This window comes from uncultured Arcobacter sp. (genome assembly GCF_937982575.1).
GTDB lineage: Bacteria > Campylobacterota > Campylobacteria > Campylobacterales > Arcobacteraceae > Arcobacter.
Map to the genome: position 1 here is coordinate 14,879 of NZ_CALJLR010000006.1, position 15,277 is coordinate 30,155.

Annotated in this window: 13 protein-coding genes; all 13 read left to right on the top strand. The window is 31.7% G+C overall.

Annotation, left to right across the window (positions count from 1 at the left end; all coding sequences use genetic code 11):
* The first annotated feature begins 8 nt into the window (after positions 1 to 8).
* The 13 genes from nuoF to Q0617_RS05205 all read left to right on the top strand — a co-directional run bounded on the left by nuoF (position 9) and on the right by Q0617_RS05205 (position 15,273).
* A complete protein-coding gene (nuoF, locus tag Q0617_RS05145) occupies positions 9 to 1,271 on the top strand; it encodes an NADH-quinone oxidoreductase subunit NuoF (RefSeq protein WP_366517900.1) in 1,263 nt (420 codons plus the stop codon).
* Between the two features lie 17 nt (positions 1,272 to 1,288).
* Positions 1,289 to 2,575 carry a citrate synthase gene (locus tag Q0617_RS05150; protein ID WP_298751222.1) on the top strand — a complete coding sequence of 429 codons (1,287 nt, stop codon included), beginning with the start codon at positions 1,289 to 1,291 and terminating at the stop codon, positions 2,573 to 2,575.
* Positions 2,576 to 2,609: 34 nt separating this feature from the next.
* Positions 2,610 to 4,046 carry a 2Fe-2S iron-sulfur cluster-binding protein gene (locus Q0617_RS05155; protein WP_298751224.1) on the top strand — a complete coding sequence of 479 codons (1,437 nt, stop codon included), beginning with the start codon at positions 2,610 to 2,612 and terminating at the stop codon, positions 4,044 to 4,046.
* Positions 4,043 to 5,326 (top strand): complex I subunit 1 family protein, encoded by a 1,284-nt coding sequence (locus Q0617_RS05160; RefSeq protein WP_298751226.1) that lies wholly within the window; start codon positions 4,043 to 4,045, stop codon positions 5,324 to 5,326. The genes Q0617_RS05155 and Q0617_RS05160 overlap by 4 nt, the downstream gene beginning before the upstream one ends.
* Before the next feature lies 1 nt (position 5,327).
* Positions 5,328 to 5,840: an NADH-quinone oxidoreductase subunit I gene (locus tag Q0617_RS05165; protein ID WP_298751229.1), complete on the top strand. Its 513-nt coding sequence runs from the start codon at positions 5,328 to 5,330 to the stop codon at positions 5,838 to 5,840.
* Positions 5,833 to 6,348: an NADH-quinone oxidoreductase subunit J gene (locus tag Q0617_RS05170; protein WP_298751231.1), complete on the top strand. Its 516-nt coding sequence runs from the start codon at positions 5,833 to 5,835 to the stop codon at positions 6,346 to 6,348. The genes Q0617_RS05165 and Q0617_RS05170 overlap by 8 nt, the downstream gene beginning before the upstream one ends.
* Positions 6,345 to 6,656, top strand: coding sequence for an NADH-quinone oxidoreductase subunit NuoK (gene nuoK / locus Q0617_RS05175; RefSeq protein ID WP_298751233.1), 312 nt, complete (start codon positions 6,345 to 6,347; stop codon positions 6,654 to 6,656). The genes Q0617_RS05170 and nuoK overlap by 4 nt, the downstream gene beginning before the upstream one ends.
* Complete coding sequence (gene nuoL, locus Q0617_RS05180; RefSeq protein WP_298751235.1) at positions 6,656 to 8,545, top strand: NADH-quinone oxidoreductase subunit L; 1,890 nt, start codon at positions 6,656 to 6,658, stop codon at positions 8,543 to 8,545. The genes nuoK and nuoL overlap by 1 nt, the downstream gene beginning before the upstream one ends.
* A gap of 1 nt (position 8,546) precedes the next feature.
* On the top strand, positions 8,547 to 10,028 hold the full coding sequence (locus Q0617_RS05185) for an NADH-quinone oxidoreductase subunit M (protein WP_298751237.1): 1,482 nt from the start codon (positions 8,547 to 8,549) through the stop codon (positions 10,026 to 10,028).
* The gene (locus Q0617_RS05190) at positions 10,028 to 11,530 is read left to right on the top strand and encodes an NADH-quinone oxidoreductase subunit N (protein ID WP_298751239.1); all 1,503 of its coding nucleotides are present in this window, start codon (positions 10,028 to 10,030) and stop codon (positions 11,528 to 11,530) included. The genes Q0617_RS05185 and Q0617_RS05190 overlap by 1 nt, the downstream gene beginning before the upstream one ends.
* Positions 11,531 to 11,771: 241 nt before the next feature.
* On the top strand, positions 11,772 to 12,557 hold the full coding sequence (locus Q0617_RS05195) for a fumarate reductase cytochrome b subunit (protein WP_298751240.1): 786 nt from the start codon (positions 11,772 to 11,774) through the stop codon (positions 12,555 to 12,557).
* Positions 12,557 to 14,542 (top strand): fumarate reductase flavoprotein subunit, encoded by a 1,986-nt coding sequence (locus Q0617_RS05200; RefSeq protein WP_298751242.1) that lies wholly within the window; start codon positions 12,557 to 12,559, stop codon positions 14,540 to 14,542. Before Q0617_RS05195 ends, Q0617_RS05200 begins: the two co-directional genes overlap by 1 nt.
* Positions 14,542 to 15,273 carry a fumarate reductase iron-sulfur subunit gene (locus Q0617_RS05205; RefSeq protein ID WP_298751244.1) on the top strand — a complete coding sequence of 244 codons (732 nt, stop codon included), beginning with the start codon at positions 14,542 to 14,544 and terminating at the stop codon, positions 15,271 to 15,273. Before Q0617_RS05200 ends, Q0617_RS05205 begins: the two co-directional genes overlap by 1 nt.
* Positions 15,274 to 15,277 lie beyond the last annotated feature (4 nt).

Below are 15,277 nucleotides of genomic sequence, written 5' to 3' on the forward strand. Positions count from 1 at the left end.
CGAATGATATGATTGTAAAAATAGTAAGTAAGAACTTTGATATTCCAAATTCACATAAATTAGAAGTTGCGTTAAAAAATGGAAGATACTCTTCTATTGACAAACTTTTTACTATGGCTCCTGATGATGTAACAGAAGAAGTTTGTAAAAGTGGATTAAGAGGAAAAGGTGGTGGTGGAGCTGCTTGTGGACCTAAGTGGAAACTTATGCCTCCTGTTGATGAAAGACCAAGATATTTAATCTGTAATGGTGATGAGTCAGAACCTGGAACTTTTAAAGATAGACAAATTTTCCAATATGACCCACATCTTTTAATAGAGGGAATTATCTGTTCATGTTATGCAATTGGTGCACATGATGCATATATTTATATTAGAGGTGAGTATAAGTTTTTTATTGACCAACTAAACAATGCTATTGATGAAGCTTATGAAGCTGGAATTATTGGTGATAAAGTTATGAACAAATATGACTTTAGAGTTAATATTACAGTTCATAGAGGTGGTGGAGCATATATTTGTGGAGAAAAATCTGCACTTATTGAATCAATTGAAGGTAAAAGAGGACACCCAAGACTTAAACCACATGGTAAAGAGTGTGAGTGGTTCTATGATATGCCTGCAACTGTAAACAATGTTGAAACTATTGCTTCTGTTCCTAATATTGTTGAAAATGGTTATGAATCATATACAAAATATGGAACTGAAAAGGCTCCAGGAACTATGCTATTTGCAATGAGTGGTCCTGTTAAAAATCCAGGTGTTTATGAATTACAATATGGTTGTAAAATGACTGATGTAATAGAACAAATTGGTGGAGGAATGCAAGATGGGCTTAAATTAAAAGCTGTAATCCCTGGAGGAGCATCTTGTCCAATTTTGACAGCTGAAGAAGTTGAAAAAGCATATTTAGATTATGAATCTATGTGGGATATTGGTTCAACGCTAGGGACAGGTGGAATGATGATTATTCCAGAAGGTACTTCTATGGTTGATGTGGCAAAAAATTTAATAGAATTTTACCATCACGAATCTTGTGGACAATGTACACCGTGTAGAGAGGGTACAGGTTGGATTGATAAAATTTTAAGAGATTTATTAGAAGGTCTTGGAAAAGAAGAAGATTTAAATACTATTTTAGATGTTTGTGAAACTATGAACGGTAAAACTGTTTGTGTTTTTGCACCAGCTGTAAAAGATATTATTAAAAGTATTGTTCAAAAATATAGACATGAATTCGTTGAATTAATCGAAAAAACAAAAATAAACTAGAAATATAAGGAGAGAATATGGGAAAGAATACATTTACATTGACAGATAATAGAAATGGTAATACTTACGAGTATAATGTTATTGATGGAACAAGAGGACCTAGTGTAGTTGATATTAGATCATTTTATAAAGATACAGGAATGTTTACGTATGACCCTGGGTATACATCTACTGCATCTTGTGATTCTAAAATTACATTTATTGATGGTGAAAACTCTGAGTTAAGATATAGAGGTTATGATATTGCTGACTTAGCTGGTAAACACTCTTTTATGGATGTATCTTATCTTCTTATGAGAGGTCAACTACCAACTGAACAAGCTTCAAAAAACTTTGATTTAGAGATTAGACATAGATCATTTTTAAATGAAGGTATTATAAGACTTTTTGATGCTTTACCAGATGGTGCTCATCCAATGGCAACAATGGGAGCTGCAACAATGGCTCTAGCTGCATTTTATAAAGATCACTTACATTTAGAAGATGAAGAACAATTCAAAATGATGAGAAGAAGAATCTTAGCAAAAATGCCAACAATTGCTGCTATGGCATATAGAAACTCAATTGGTACGCCACTTATTTATCCAGATGTAGATAAATATTTCACTGAAAACTTCTTATATATGCTTAGAGCATATCCAGGTGGTAAAATGAAAAACCTTGGAAATGGAAAAAGTGATGAGATTAGACAAGTTGAAGTTGATGCACTAGATGCAATCTTTACTTTACATGCTGATCATGAGCAAAATGCTTCTACAACAACTGTTAGAAATGTTGGTTCTACTGAAGCTCACCCATATGTTGCAATTGCTTCTGGTATTTCTGCCTTATGGGGAAGTGCACACGGTGGTGCAAATGAAAAAGTTATGGATCAATTAAAAATGATTGGTGATGTTAAAAATGTACCTTCATATATTGCTAAAGCAAAAGATAAAAATGATCCATTTAGATTAATGGGATTTGGACATAGAGTTTATAAAAATAGAGATCCAAGAGCTGAAGCATTAAAAGGATTACAAGATAAATTAAGAGAAGAGTTAAACCTTGATTCTAAATTACTTGATATCGCAGCAGCAGTTGAAGAAGCAGCATTAAGTGATGATTACTTTAAACAAAGAGGTTTATATCCAAATATTGACTTCTATTCAGGGGTAATTTTAACAGCTCTTAGAATTCCAATTGCAATGTTTACACCAATCTTTGTTATTGGTAGAACACCAGGTTGGTTAGCACAATGGTCTGAATTAAAACAAGATCCAACAGCTAAAATTGCTAGACCTAGACAGTTATATACTGGAAAATAATTAATACAATAAACTATGAAGAGGATTTATTAAAATGAGCGAAATGGTAAAACTGATAATCAATGATCAGGAGATGGAGGCAGAAAAGGGAAGTCTCTTAATTGATAAATTATTAGATGAAGAAATTCATATTCCTCATTTTTGCTATCACAAAGCATTGGGGAAAGATGGAAACTGTAGAATGTGTATGGTTGAAATCGCTGGACAAAAGAGACCTCAAATTGCCTGTGATACTCCTGTAAAAGACGGAATGGTAGTTAGTACAACAAGCGATAACATAATGGCTGTAAGAAGAGATATCTTAGAATTACAGCTTATTAATCACCCAATTGACTGTCCTACCTGTGACCAAGCTGGTGAATGTAAGCTACAAGATTTTTATATGGAATCAGGTTTCTATGAATCTAGAGTAAATGTTGAAGAAAAAAACAATGCTAGAAAAAGAGAAGATTTAGGTGCTAATGTAATGTTAGACCAAGAGAGATGTGTTCTTTGTACTAGATGTGTTAGATTTTGCTCAGATATCGTGGGAACAAACGAACTAGGAGTTATAAGTAGAGCTGACCATTCAGTTATTGGTACTTTTCCTGGACGTCCTTTAAGTAACCCATATGCAATGAATGTAGTTGACTTATGTCCTGTTGGTGCTTTAACTTCAAAAGACTTTAGATTTAAACAAAGAGTTTGGTTTATGGAATCATTCAATGCTATTTGTAATGGTTGTTCAAAGGGTTGTAATATCTTTGTTGACCATAGAAAAGAGAAGTATGAAGATGATAAAATATTTAGATTTAGACCAAGAAATAATGCAGAAGTAAATGGTTATTTCATGTGTGATTATGGTAGATTATCTTATAAAAATGAAGAAGAAAATAGATTTGAAACAGCTTTAGTTAACAAAAAAGAAGATACTACAAGTAATGCAATAGCTTCTTTATATACAGAAGTTGCAAAAAACAATAATGCACTATTTCTAATAGGACCAAACTTATGTTTAGAAGAGATGCAAAATATAAAAGCTTTTGCAGATGCTACAAAAGCAAATATCTCTGGATACTCTCCTCAATATATAGATGAAACATTTGGTGATGATTATCTAAAGAAAAATGATAAAAGTGCGAATAGAGCCTCTTTTAAAGAAGCAAATATAGATGAAGATGAAGCTTCATTTAAAAACTATTTTGATGCAGCATCACTAGTAGTAGTTTTTGATAATAACTACTTTGATAATAACTTAGATTTATTATCAGGTAAAAAAGTTATCTCTTGTTTTTCAAATCATGCAAAAACTATTGAAAAATCTGATGTTGCAATTCCAATTGCATCATTTTATGAAAAAAGTGGAACTTATATAAATGTTGATGGAATAAAACAAAAAGTTGCCTCAGGAATAAATAGAGATAAACAAGCAAAAACAATATCATCAATAGTTGAAACTATAAAAAGTATGATTGAAAAAGGAAATATATGAATACAGCATCAATAGTTGTTATTATAGTAAATATTCTTTTAGCTGTAGTACTAGCAGTTGGTCTAACACCAGTTTTTGTATGGTGGGAAAGAAGAATAGCTGGATTTATTCAAGATAGATCAGGGCCAAATAGATGTCATATTGGACCAATGAGATTAGGTGGTTTAATCCAAAGTTTAGCAGATATGTTAAAACTTGTATTTAAAGAAGACTTTACTCCAGGGCATATTAAATATAAATTTATGTTTACTATTGCTCCTTCAATAGTATTTGTTTGTTACTTTCTAACATTTGCAGTTATTCCTTTTGCGGACAATGTTGTAATAGATGGTCAATCACATGCAATGCAAGCCTTGCCAATGCAACTAGGGATTATGTGGTTCTTAGCATATGCTGGATTATCTGTATATGGGATTATCTTAGGTGGTTATGCTTCAGGAAGTAAATATGGACTTTTAGGTGCTATTAGAGCTTCAGCACAAGTTATATCTTATGAAGCATCAATGGCATTAGCACTTATATCTATGTTATTAACTTATGGTTCAATTCACTTAAATGAGATTGTACATTTTCAAGGTGGAACTTTCTTTGGAATAATTCCTTCATGGGGTCTACTTATGCAACCTCTTGCAGCTGTAATTTTTATTGTTTGTGCTTTTGCAGAGACAAATAGAACTCCTTTTGATATTGCAGAGGGTGAGTCAGAAATTGTTGCAGGTTATCATACGGAATATAGTGCGATGAGATTTGGACTTTTTCAAGTATCAGAATTCGCAGCTATGGCTGGTGCATCAGCTATTATTGTTACACTATTCTTTGGTGGATATCAAATCCCTTGGTTAGATACACAAACATTAAAAGCAAATATTGATATTGTAATTATTGTACTTATGGCTTTATTACCTATCAAGATTTATATATTTACTAAATGGATTAAAAAGAATAATGACTGGGCTGATAAAAGTGACTCAAGATCAAAAGAGACAGGAATCTTAGTAAAAGCATTTTGGACTATTGGTATAGTTTCATTTTTAGCTTTAGGTGCCTTGTTAGCTACAGGTTTAGGAGAAAATGGCTCAAGTATTGCAGTTGCTGTAATCCAAGTAGTAACTTTCTTAGTAAAATTTCTTATGATGGTATTTGTATTTATGTGGGTTAGATGGACTTTATTAAGATTTAGATATGACCAACTACAAATGTTAGGATGGAAAATTTTACTACCACTATCACTATTAAATATTGTTATAACTGCTTCAGTTATAGTATTGACAGGAATGTAAAATGGGTATTAAAATAATAAAAAGACAAGGTCAAACTTTTAAAGATAAGCTTTTTATACCAGCTATTATGGGTGGTATGAAAACAACTTTTGGGCACTTTACAAAAAACTTAAAAGATGTATCAAATCTGAAAACAATTCAGTACCCAGAAGAAAATCCAACTGATGTTGCAACAAATGAGAGATACAGAGGAGTTCATAGACTTACTAAGTGGGAAGATGAATCAGAAAAATGTGTTGCATGTTATATGTGTGCAACTGCATGTCCTGCTGAGTGTATCTTTATTGACGCAGAAGAGAGATTTGATGGAAAAGCAGAAAAGAGACCTAAAGAGTTTAAAATAGACCTTTTAGAGTGTGTATATTGTGGATACTGTGTTGAAGCTTGCCCATGTGATGCAATTAGAATGGATACAGGTATTTTTAGTTTTACGGGAAGTTCAAGAGAAGAGTTCTTAGTAGATAAAAAATATTTAATGAATAACGAAAGAGCAAAGGATTTATCAGATGATTGATATTTTATTTATTGGTTTAAGTTTTATGGCAATAGCAGGTGGTGTAACTATGCTAATACATAAACAACCTATGTATGCAGCACTTGGATTATTAATTTCAATTTTAGCAGTATCTGGTCTATTTGCACTATTAAGTGCAACTTTCCTTTTCATGGTACAAATAATAGTTTATGCAGGTGCAATTATGACACTTCTACTATTTATCCTTATGTTTCTTAATATCGATGAACATGATATGCCACATGAGCCTAAAAAGTATAAAAATATTATTATTGGTGCAATAGTTATGTTACCTCTTAATATAGTAATCTTAAAAGCTGTTTCTGCTCTACCGCAAAAAGACTTGAGTATTATAGAGACTAATTTTGGTGGCATAAAAGAAGTGGGTATGCTTTTATACCAAAACTGGTTAATCTCATTTGAGTTAATTTCAATACTACTTTTAGTTGCATTAGTTGGTGCAGTTGTGTTAGCTAAAAAGAAAAAACCTAGAGGAACCCAATCATGATATCACTAACATCTTATGCATTTGTTTCAATGATGCTTTTTTCAATTGGTGCAATTGGAGTAGTTGCAAGAAGAAATATTTTTGTAATTTATATGTCAATTGAATTAATGTTAAATGGAATAAATCTATTTTTAGTTACTTTTGCAAGATACCATTTCAATATGGATCCTCAAGTAATTACAGTAATGGTTATAGCAATTGCTGCAGCAGAGGCTGCTATTTTCTTATCAGTAATAATTTTATTATTTAGAACAAAAAAATCATTAGATACTGATTTATTTACAGCACTAAAACAAGGAGAAAAATAATGCATACAGATCTTTTAGTATGGATAATATTAGCTCCATTATTAGGTGCTATATTAAATGGTGGATTTTATTTCTACAATATTAAAAAAAGAGCTTTACCACAAAGACTATTTTCTTTAACTGGGACAATCGCTCCTATTATTGGTTTTATCTTTACCTTAATTATCTTTTTAGATATGGTTAAACATGGAACTATTTACCATCAAAATATATTTACTTGGTTAGAAGTTGACCAATTAACAATTGAGATGAAACTTTTAGGTGATAACTTATCTATTTTTATGGCTATGTTTGTAACTTTTGTTGGTTCTTTAATTCATATTTATGCTGTTGGTTATATGCATAAGGATGAAGGTTTTGGTAAATTTTTTGCTTACTTCAATCTATTCTTAGCATCAATGTTAATATTAGTTTTAGCAGACAACCCAATTATATTATTTATAGGATGGGAAGGTGTTGGAGTTTGTTCATACCTTTTAATTAAATTTTATTATGGTGATAAAGAAAATGTTCTTGCAGCAAATAAAGCATTTATTGTAAATAGAGTTGGTGATTTTGGTTTTATATTAGGTGTTATTACACTATTTTTTGCAATTGGACAAGGTAACTTATCATTTGGTTCAATTGAAGCAAACTTAGATAATGCCTCAACTGAACTGCTTATTCTTTCTGGTTTCTTACTATTTGTTGGAGCTATGGGTAAATCAGCACAAATTCCATTATATACATGGCTTCCAGATGCGATGGCAGGTCCTACGCCAATTTCAGCACTTATTCACGCAGCTACTATGGTAACAGCTGGGGTTTATATGGTTGCTAGATTTCATTTTCTTTATGAGGGAATAGAAGGTATTGGTACATTTATTGCTTATATTGGTGCATTTTCAGCACTTCTAGCTGCAATTATTGCAACACAACAACAAGATATTAAAAAGATTCTTGCATATTCAACTATGTCACAATTAGGATATATGTTTATAGGTGTTGGTTTAGGTTTTTATTCAACTGGACTATTCCACGTATTTACTCATGCATTCTTTAAGGCAATGCTATTCATGGCAGCTGGTGGTATGATTATGGCTCAACACCATGAGCAAAACATTTTCAAAATGGCACAGCACAGAGTTAGTACTCCTATAATTGGATTTTGTATGTTAGTTGGTGTTATTGCAATCTCTGGTATTCCTCCATTTTCTGGATTCTTTTCAAAAGATGCAATATTAGGTGCAGCTTTTCATGAAGGTCAATATATTATTTGGGGAATTGGGATGTTCACAGCATTTTTAACAGCATTTTATATGTTTAGAATGTATTTTATTCTATTTGTTGCTCCAAACAACCATGCCAAAACAGACTATGTTTACACATCAAAAACAATTACACTACCACTTTTGATTTTATCAATTGGTGCAATTGGCGCTGGTTTCTTAAACTTACCAGGAGCATTAGGTGGTCATCATATGGTTGATACTTGGTTGGCTCAACTTAACTCAAAAGAGTTACATATGAGTCATACAACAGAGTATGTGTTAATGGCACTGTCAGTTATTATTGCAGCATCAGGAATTGGAGCTGCATATAACAAATATGCACACTTTGATGTTTCAAAACCTGAAAGTGAAGAAGGACTTATTGCTAATAAATTCTATGTTGATGAATTTTATAACAAAGTTTTTGTTCAGTCAACTAAAAAATTATCAACTTTTATTGATAAAGTTGTAGATGAAAAAATCATTGATAGCTTCATCATGGGAAGTTGTAACCAATTTATTAACTTTGGTAAAGTAGTTGGAAGACTTCAAAATGCAAATGTAAGATTTTATGGTCTATTCATGCTTGTAGGTATGAGTGCAATCTTCATTTATTTATTTATTTCGTTAGGATTGTAGTATGAGTGCAGAAAGTTTATCATTTATTATATTTTTACCAGCAGTTGTTGCCTTTGGTTTGATGATTACATCATCAAATGTTGAGTCAGTTAGAAATATAGCATTTTTAACTACTACAGTTATTTTAGCTTTAGTATTAAAAATCTATATCAATTTTGAACCAAGTTCAGGTATGCAGTTCGTTACTAACGTTCCTTGGATTGAAACTTATGGTATTAATTACTATATTGGTGTTGATGGTTTCTCTTTAACTATTTTGATGCTTATTGCTATTTTGATTCCTACTTCTTACCTTTTATTATGGGAAGGTAGAACAAAAGGTTATTGGATAAATATGCTACTTGTACAAACAGGTGTTACAGGTGCATTATTATCTTTAGATGTAATCCTTTTCTACTTCTTCTGGGAAGTTATGTTATTGCCAGTATTCTTGATGATTGGTATTAATGGGTTTGGAGATAAAGTATTTACAACTATTAAAGTTACTATTTATACAATGGCTGGGTCATTATTGATGTTCTTAGGTATTTTATATCTTGGTGTTACATTTTTTAATGAGTTTGGTTTTTGGTCTTTTCAATATACAGACTTTACAAAAATCACAACTTTATCATATAACGAGCAAGTATATCTGTTCTTATCATTTGTTATTGCCTTTGGTATTAAGATTCCAATTTTCCCACTACATACGTGGATCATGGATACATATAAAAATGCCCCTACTGGTGCCGTTTTCTTATTATCTTCTATCATGGCAAAACTTGGAGTTTATGCAATCGTTAGATTTATGATTCCAATTTTCCCTGAAATTTATATTGAGTATTCAACTTGGTTTGTATTTATTGGATTATTTGGTTTAATCTATTTTGGTATTGCTGCACTTATGCAAGATGATATTAAAAGAATGTTTGCTTACTCATCAGCATCTCACTTAAGTTTTATAGCTGCTGGTATCTTTTCATTAAATTCATATGGTATCAATGGTGCACTATATTTAATTATTGCACATGCAATAGCAACAGGTGCTCTATTTTTACTTGTTGGTGTTTTACATGATGAATCAAAATTTAAAACAATTAGTGACCTTGGTGGAATAGCGAAAGTTGCTCCTGTATTTACTTTTATTTTTGCAATTATGTTATTTGCAAATGTAGGGTTACCAGGAACAAATGGATTCGTTTCTGAATTATTAATTATTTTTGGAATTTATCAATTTAATCATACTTTAGGTTATATCTCTGCACTTACTGTAATCATTGGTGCTTCATATATGTTATGGATGTTCCAAAGAGCTATTTTACAAGATAGACAAGGTGAACAAAGAACTATGAGAGATCTTAAAATCAAAGAAATTATTGGTTTAACTCCATGGGTTATCCTAGTATTTTTAATGGGTATTTACCCAGAACCATTCATTGATAAGTTTGAGCCAACAGTAACTCACTTTTTAAATGATATATTAAAGATTGGAGCGATGAAATAATGACTGAATTCTTATATCTAGTACCACATATAATAGTACTTGTAGGTGCTCTTGTATTAATGTTTATGAGTATGTATGAGAAGTTTACAATTAAACATTTCATTACTACTACGTCTATATTTTTAATTATAGCATTAGGTTTTGCTATTACTGACTTTAGTGATTTACACTCAGCTAAACCTTTTAATGATATATTTAACAATGCCTTAGTATTTGATACTTATTCAAACTTTTTTGGTGTACTATTAATTTTTGGTACACTGTTAACTGTTTTAATTGGTGAACATTACTTTTATGAACACTCATACTTTAAAGGTGAATTCTTTTCAGTATTAATGTTTGCTCTATTTGGGATGATGTTACTTGCAAATGCAAATGAACTAATCACTGCATATATTGCCTTAGAGATTGCATCATTTTCTGTATATATCCTAGTTGGGTTTCACAGTGAAGATGGTAAAAGAGTTGAAGCGATTTTTAAATATTTAGTTTTAGGTTCATTTATTGGTGCATTTTTCCTACTAGGTGCTGTATTAATTTATGGTGTAAGTGGAACAACAAACTTAAATGATATAGCTACATATATTACAACTCATAGCGGAAGTGATTTAAATCTAATCTATATTGGTTTAACTCTATTATTATTTACATTCCTATTTAAAATTGCAGCATTCCCATTCCAGTCTTGGGTTTTAGATGTATATAGAGGTGCTCCAATGTTAGTTACTGCATATATGGCATCTACATTTAAAATAGCGATTTTCTCACTATTTTTAAGAGCATTTTTACAAACATTCTCAACAATCCAAAATTTCTGGGATCCAATTTTATATGTACTTATTATCTTTACACTTGCTTATGGAACATGGATTGCTATTACTCAAAAAATCATAAAAAGAATGCTTGCAGCATCTTCAATTGTTCATACAGGATATATCTTATTAGCATTTATAGCTTTAGGACAAAATATTGATAGTGCTTATGCAATTATGTTTTACCTGCTTTCGTACCTTTTAACTGCAATTGGAGCATTTGGACTTATATCTCATATTATCTCTGAAACAAAAGTTAGAGTTACATATGAAGACTTTAAAGGTTTAGCACATGAAAGACCTTTCTTGGCAGCTGCTATGACAATATTTTTATTCTCACTTGCAGGTATTCCTTCAACAATTGGATTTATAGGTAAATTTTATGTGTTCACTGAAGCAATCAATGCAGGGTATGCGACTTTAACAATTATTGCAATTATTGCAACAATCATTTCAGTTTATTACTACTTTAGATTAATAGCAATGATGTACTTCTATCCAACAAATGCTGCTTGTGCAACTGAAGGCTTTAATGATAAAAGAATTTCAACATATGTTGTAGCACTTTTAGCTGCTTTAGTTGTATGGGGTGGTATTGGTTCAGCAGTAGTATTCTTCTTTCCTGCACCAAATATTGATGCAATTATTGATGTTTCTAAACTAGCAATAGAATCATTGTTTCTAAAGTAAACACTACTAAAATATTTGTTACTATCTAGTTTAACAAATATTTTACACTACTATTTTTTTAAAAGCCCACATGGTGGGCTTTTTTTATTGACATGTACATTTTTTGTACAATGTAAAGACATTATTTATACATCAATTTTATATACAATTCAAGATTATCTTAGATATAATATTACGATGTTTTCAAGAGAATATTTAGTTCTAAATATTAACCAATTAAATCAAACAGAAAGGATGTCAAATGAGTGACCTAATAGAAGGTTATTTAGGAAAGACTGTAGAGGGGAAAAAAAGTAGAGTTCCAGCAAAGCTTGATTATATTCAAAGTGCAACTGGATTATTTCTAGCACTTTTTATGTGGGGGCATATGTTTATGGTCTCTTCAATTTTAGTTAGTAAAGATTTTATGTATTCAGTTACAAAATTCTTTGAAGCTAGTTTTATTTTTGATGGAGGAAATCCATTATTAGTTTCTATTTTAGCATTAGTAATTTTTATAATTTTTATTGTACATGCTGCTATGGGTATGAGAAAATTACCTGGTAACTTTAAACAATATCAAGTAATGAAAGCACATGCTGACAATATGGGGCATGAAGATACTAAGTTATGGTTTATACAAGCATTTACTGGTTTTGCAATGTTCTTCTTAGGTTCAGTACATATCTATATTATTATGACACATTCAGATGCAATTGGTCCATATGCAAGTTCAGATAGAGTTTGGTCTGAATGGATGTGGCCACTATATATTCTTTTGTTATTAGCTGTTGAATTCCATGGAACAATTGGATTATACAGACTAGCTGTAAAATGGGGTTGGTTTGACGGTAAAGACCCTAAAGCTTCAAGAAAAAGATTAAAAACTTATAAAAAAGCTTTAACTTATTTCTTTTTAATTTTAGGTTTTGCAACTTTAGCTGCTTATATGAAAATTGGTATGGAACATGCTGATAAAGCAGGTGAAAGATATGTACCAAGTGCAAAAGTAATGGAATATAAAATAAATAATGGGAGAGTGGCATAATGAAAATTAATTATTGTGATGCATTAGTTATTGGTGGAGGATTAGCAGGTCTAAGAGCTGCAGTTGCTGCACAGAAAAAAGGCTTAAGTACAGTAGTTTTATCACTTGTTCCAGTTAAAAGATCTCATAGTGCTGCTGCACAAGGTGGTATGCAAGCAAGTTTAGGTAACTCTAAAATGAGTGATGGAGATAACGAAGATTTACACTTTGCAGATACTGTAAAAGGTTCGGATTGGGGATGTGACCAAGAAGTTGCAAGAATGTTCGTAAATACTGCACCAAAAGCTATTAGAGAATTAGCTGGTTGGGGTGTGCCTTGGACAAGAGTTCGAGAAGGTGCAAGAGAAGCAGTTATTAATGCTAAAAAAACAACTATCACAGAAGATGCAGATAGACATGGTTTAATTACATCAAGAGATTTTGGTGGAACTAAAAAATGGAGAACTTGTTATACAGCGGATGCAACAGGACATACAATGTTATTTGGTGTTGCAAATGAAGCATTAAAACATGAAGTTGATATTAGAGATAGAAAAGAAGCTGTATCAATTATCCATGAAGATGGAAGATGTTATGGAGCAATCGTTAGAGATTTAATTTCTGGAGAATTAGAAGCTTATGTTGCAAAAGGTACATGTATCGCAACAGGTGGATATGGTAGAGTATTTAAACAAACAACAAATGCAGTTATTTGTGAAGGTATTGGAGCAGCTATTGCTTTAGAAACAGGTATTGCAACTTTAGGAAATATGGAAGCTGTACAATTTCACCCCACTCCAATCGTACCATCAGGTATTTTATTAACTGAAGGTTGTAGAGGTGATGGTGGAATCTTAAGAGATGTTGATGGACATAGATTTATGCCAGATTATGAACCTGAGAAAAAAGAACTTGCTTCAAGAGACGTTGTTTCAAGAAGAATGATAGAACACATTAGAAATGGTAAAGGTGTTCCTTCTCCATATGGTGATCACATTTGGTTAGATATCTCTATTCTTGGTCGTGAGCATATTGAGAAAAACTTAAGAGATGTACAAGAAATCTGTCAAATCTTTAATGGAATTGACCCTGCTGATGAAGGTCCAAAAGGTTGGGCTCCAGTTTTACCAATGCAACATTACTCTATGGGTGGAATTAGAACAAAACCAACTGGTGAATCTCAAAACCTAAAAGGTCTGTTTGCGTGTGGTGAAGCTTCATGTTGGGATATGCATGGATTTAATAGACTTGGAGGAAACTCTGTTTCTGAAACAGTTGTTGCTGGTATGATTATTGGTAACTATTTTGCAGATTTCTGTTTAGAAAATGACGTAACAATTGGTACAAAAACAGTTCAAAAATTCCTTGATGAAGAAGATGCATATTTAGATGAAATCTTAGCATATAATGGAACAGAAGATATATTTAGAATCAAAAATAGAATGCAAAATCTAATGGATCAAAAAGTAGGTATCTTTAGAGATGGTCCACATTTAGAAGAAGCAGTTGAAGAGTTAAAAGATTTATTAGCTAAAACAAAACAAATCAATGTTAAATCTAAAGAGAGAGTTGGAAATCCTGAACTTGAAGAAGCTTATAGAGTTCCAAAAATGTTAAAAGTTGCATTATGTGTTGCAAAAGGTGCAAGAGACAGAACTGAATCAAGAGGTGCTCACTATAGAGAAGACTTCTTAAAAAGAGATGATGCAAACTGGTTAAATAGAACATTAACTTCATGGCCAGATAAAGATGCCTTAGAGCCTGAAATCACATACGAAGAATTAGATATTATGACTATGGAAATGCCTCCAGCATTTAGAGGTTATGGTGCTAAGGGTATGATTATTGAGCATGAATTATCTGCAAAAAGACAAGCAGAAGTTGATGAAATAACTGAAAAAATGCAAGCAGAAGGTAAAGATAGACATGAGCTACAGCATGCACTTATGCCATTTGATTTACCTATGAATTATAAAGAAAAAAATGAAAGAGTAGGAGATAAATAATGAGTGACCACAAAGGTAGAGAAGTTACTATAAAAGTACTTAAATTTAATCCAAGAAGCAAAATTTCTAAGCCTCATTATGTAGAGTACAAGTTAGAAGAGACACCAGGTATGACTCTTTTTATTGCACTTATGAAAATTAGAGAAGAGCATGACCCAGACTTATCTTTTGATTTCGTATGTAGAGCTGGTATTTGTGGAAGTTGTGGAATGGTTGTTAATGGTAAACCTGCACTTGCTTGTAGAACATTAATTGCTAACTATCCAGAAGGAACTATAACTTTACTTCCAATGCCTGCATTTGAACTAATCAAAGATTTATCAGTAAATACTGGTAAGTGGATGGATGCTATGTCTAATAGAGTTGAATCATGGATTCATACTAATCATAAACCAGACATTACAAAAATCGAAGAGAAAATTGATCCAGATATTGCAGATCAAACATTTGAATTAGATAGATGTATTGAGTGTGGAATTTGTGTTGCTTCTTGTGGAACAATGCTTATGAGACCAGACTTCGTAGGTCCTGTTGGATTAAACAGAATTGCAAGATTTGAAGTAGATCCACATGATAATAGAACTGCTGAAGATTTTTATGAATTAGTTGGTGATGATAACGGTATCTTTGGTTGTATGTCATTATTGGCATGTGAAGACCATTGTCCAAAACATTTACCACTACAAAATAAAATTGCATACTTAAGAAGAAGACTAGTAGCATTAAAATAAATAT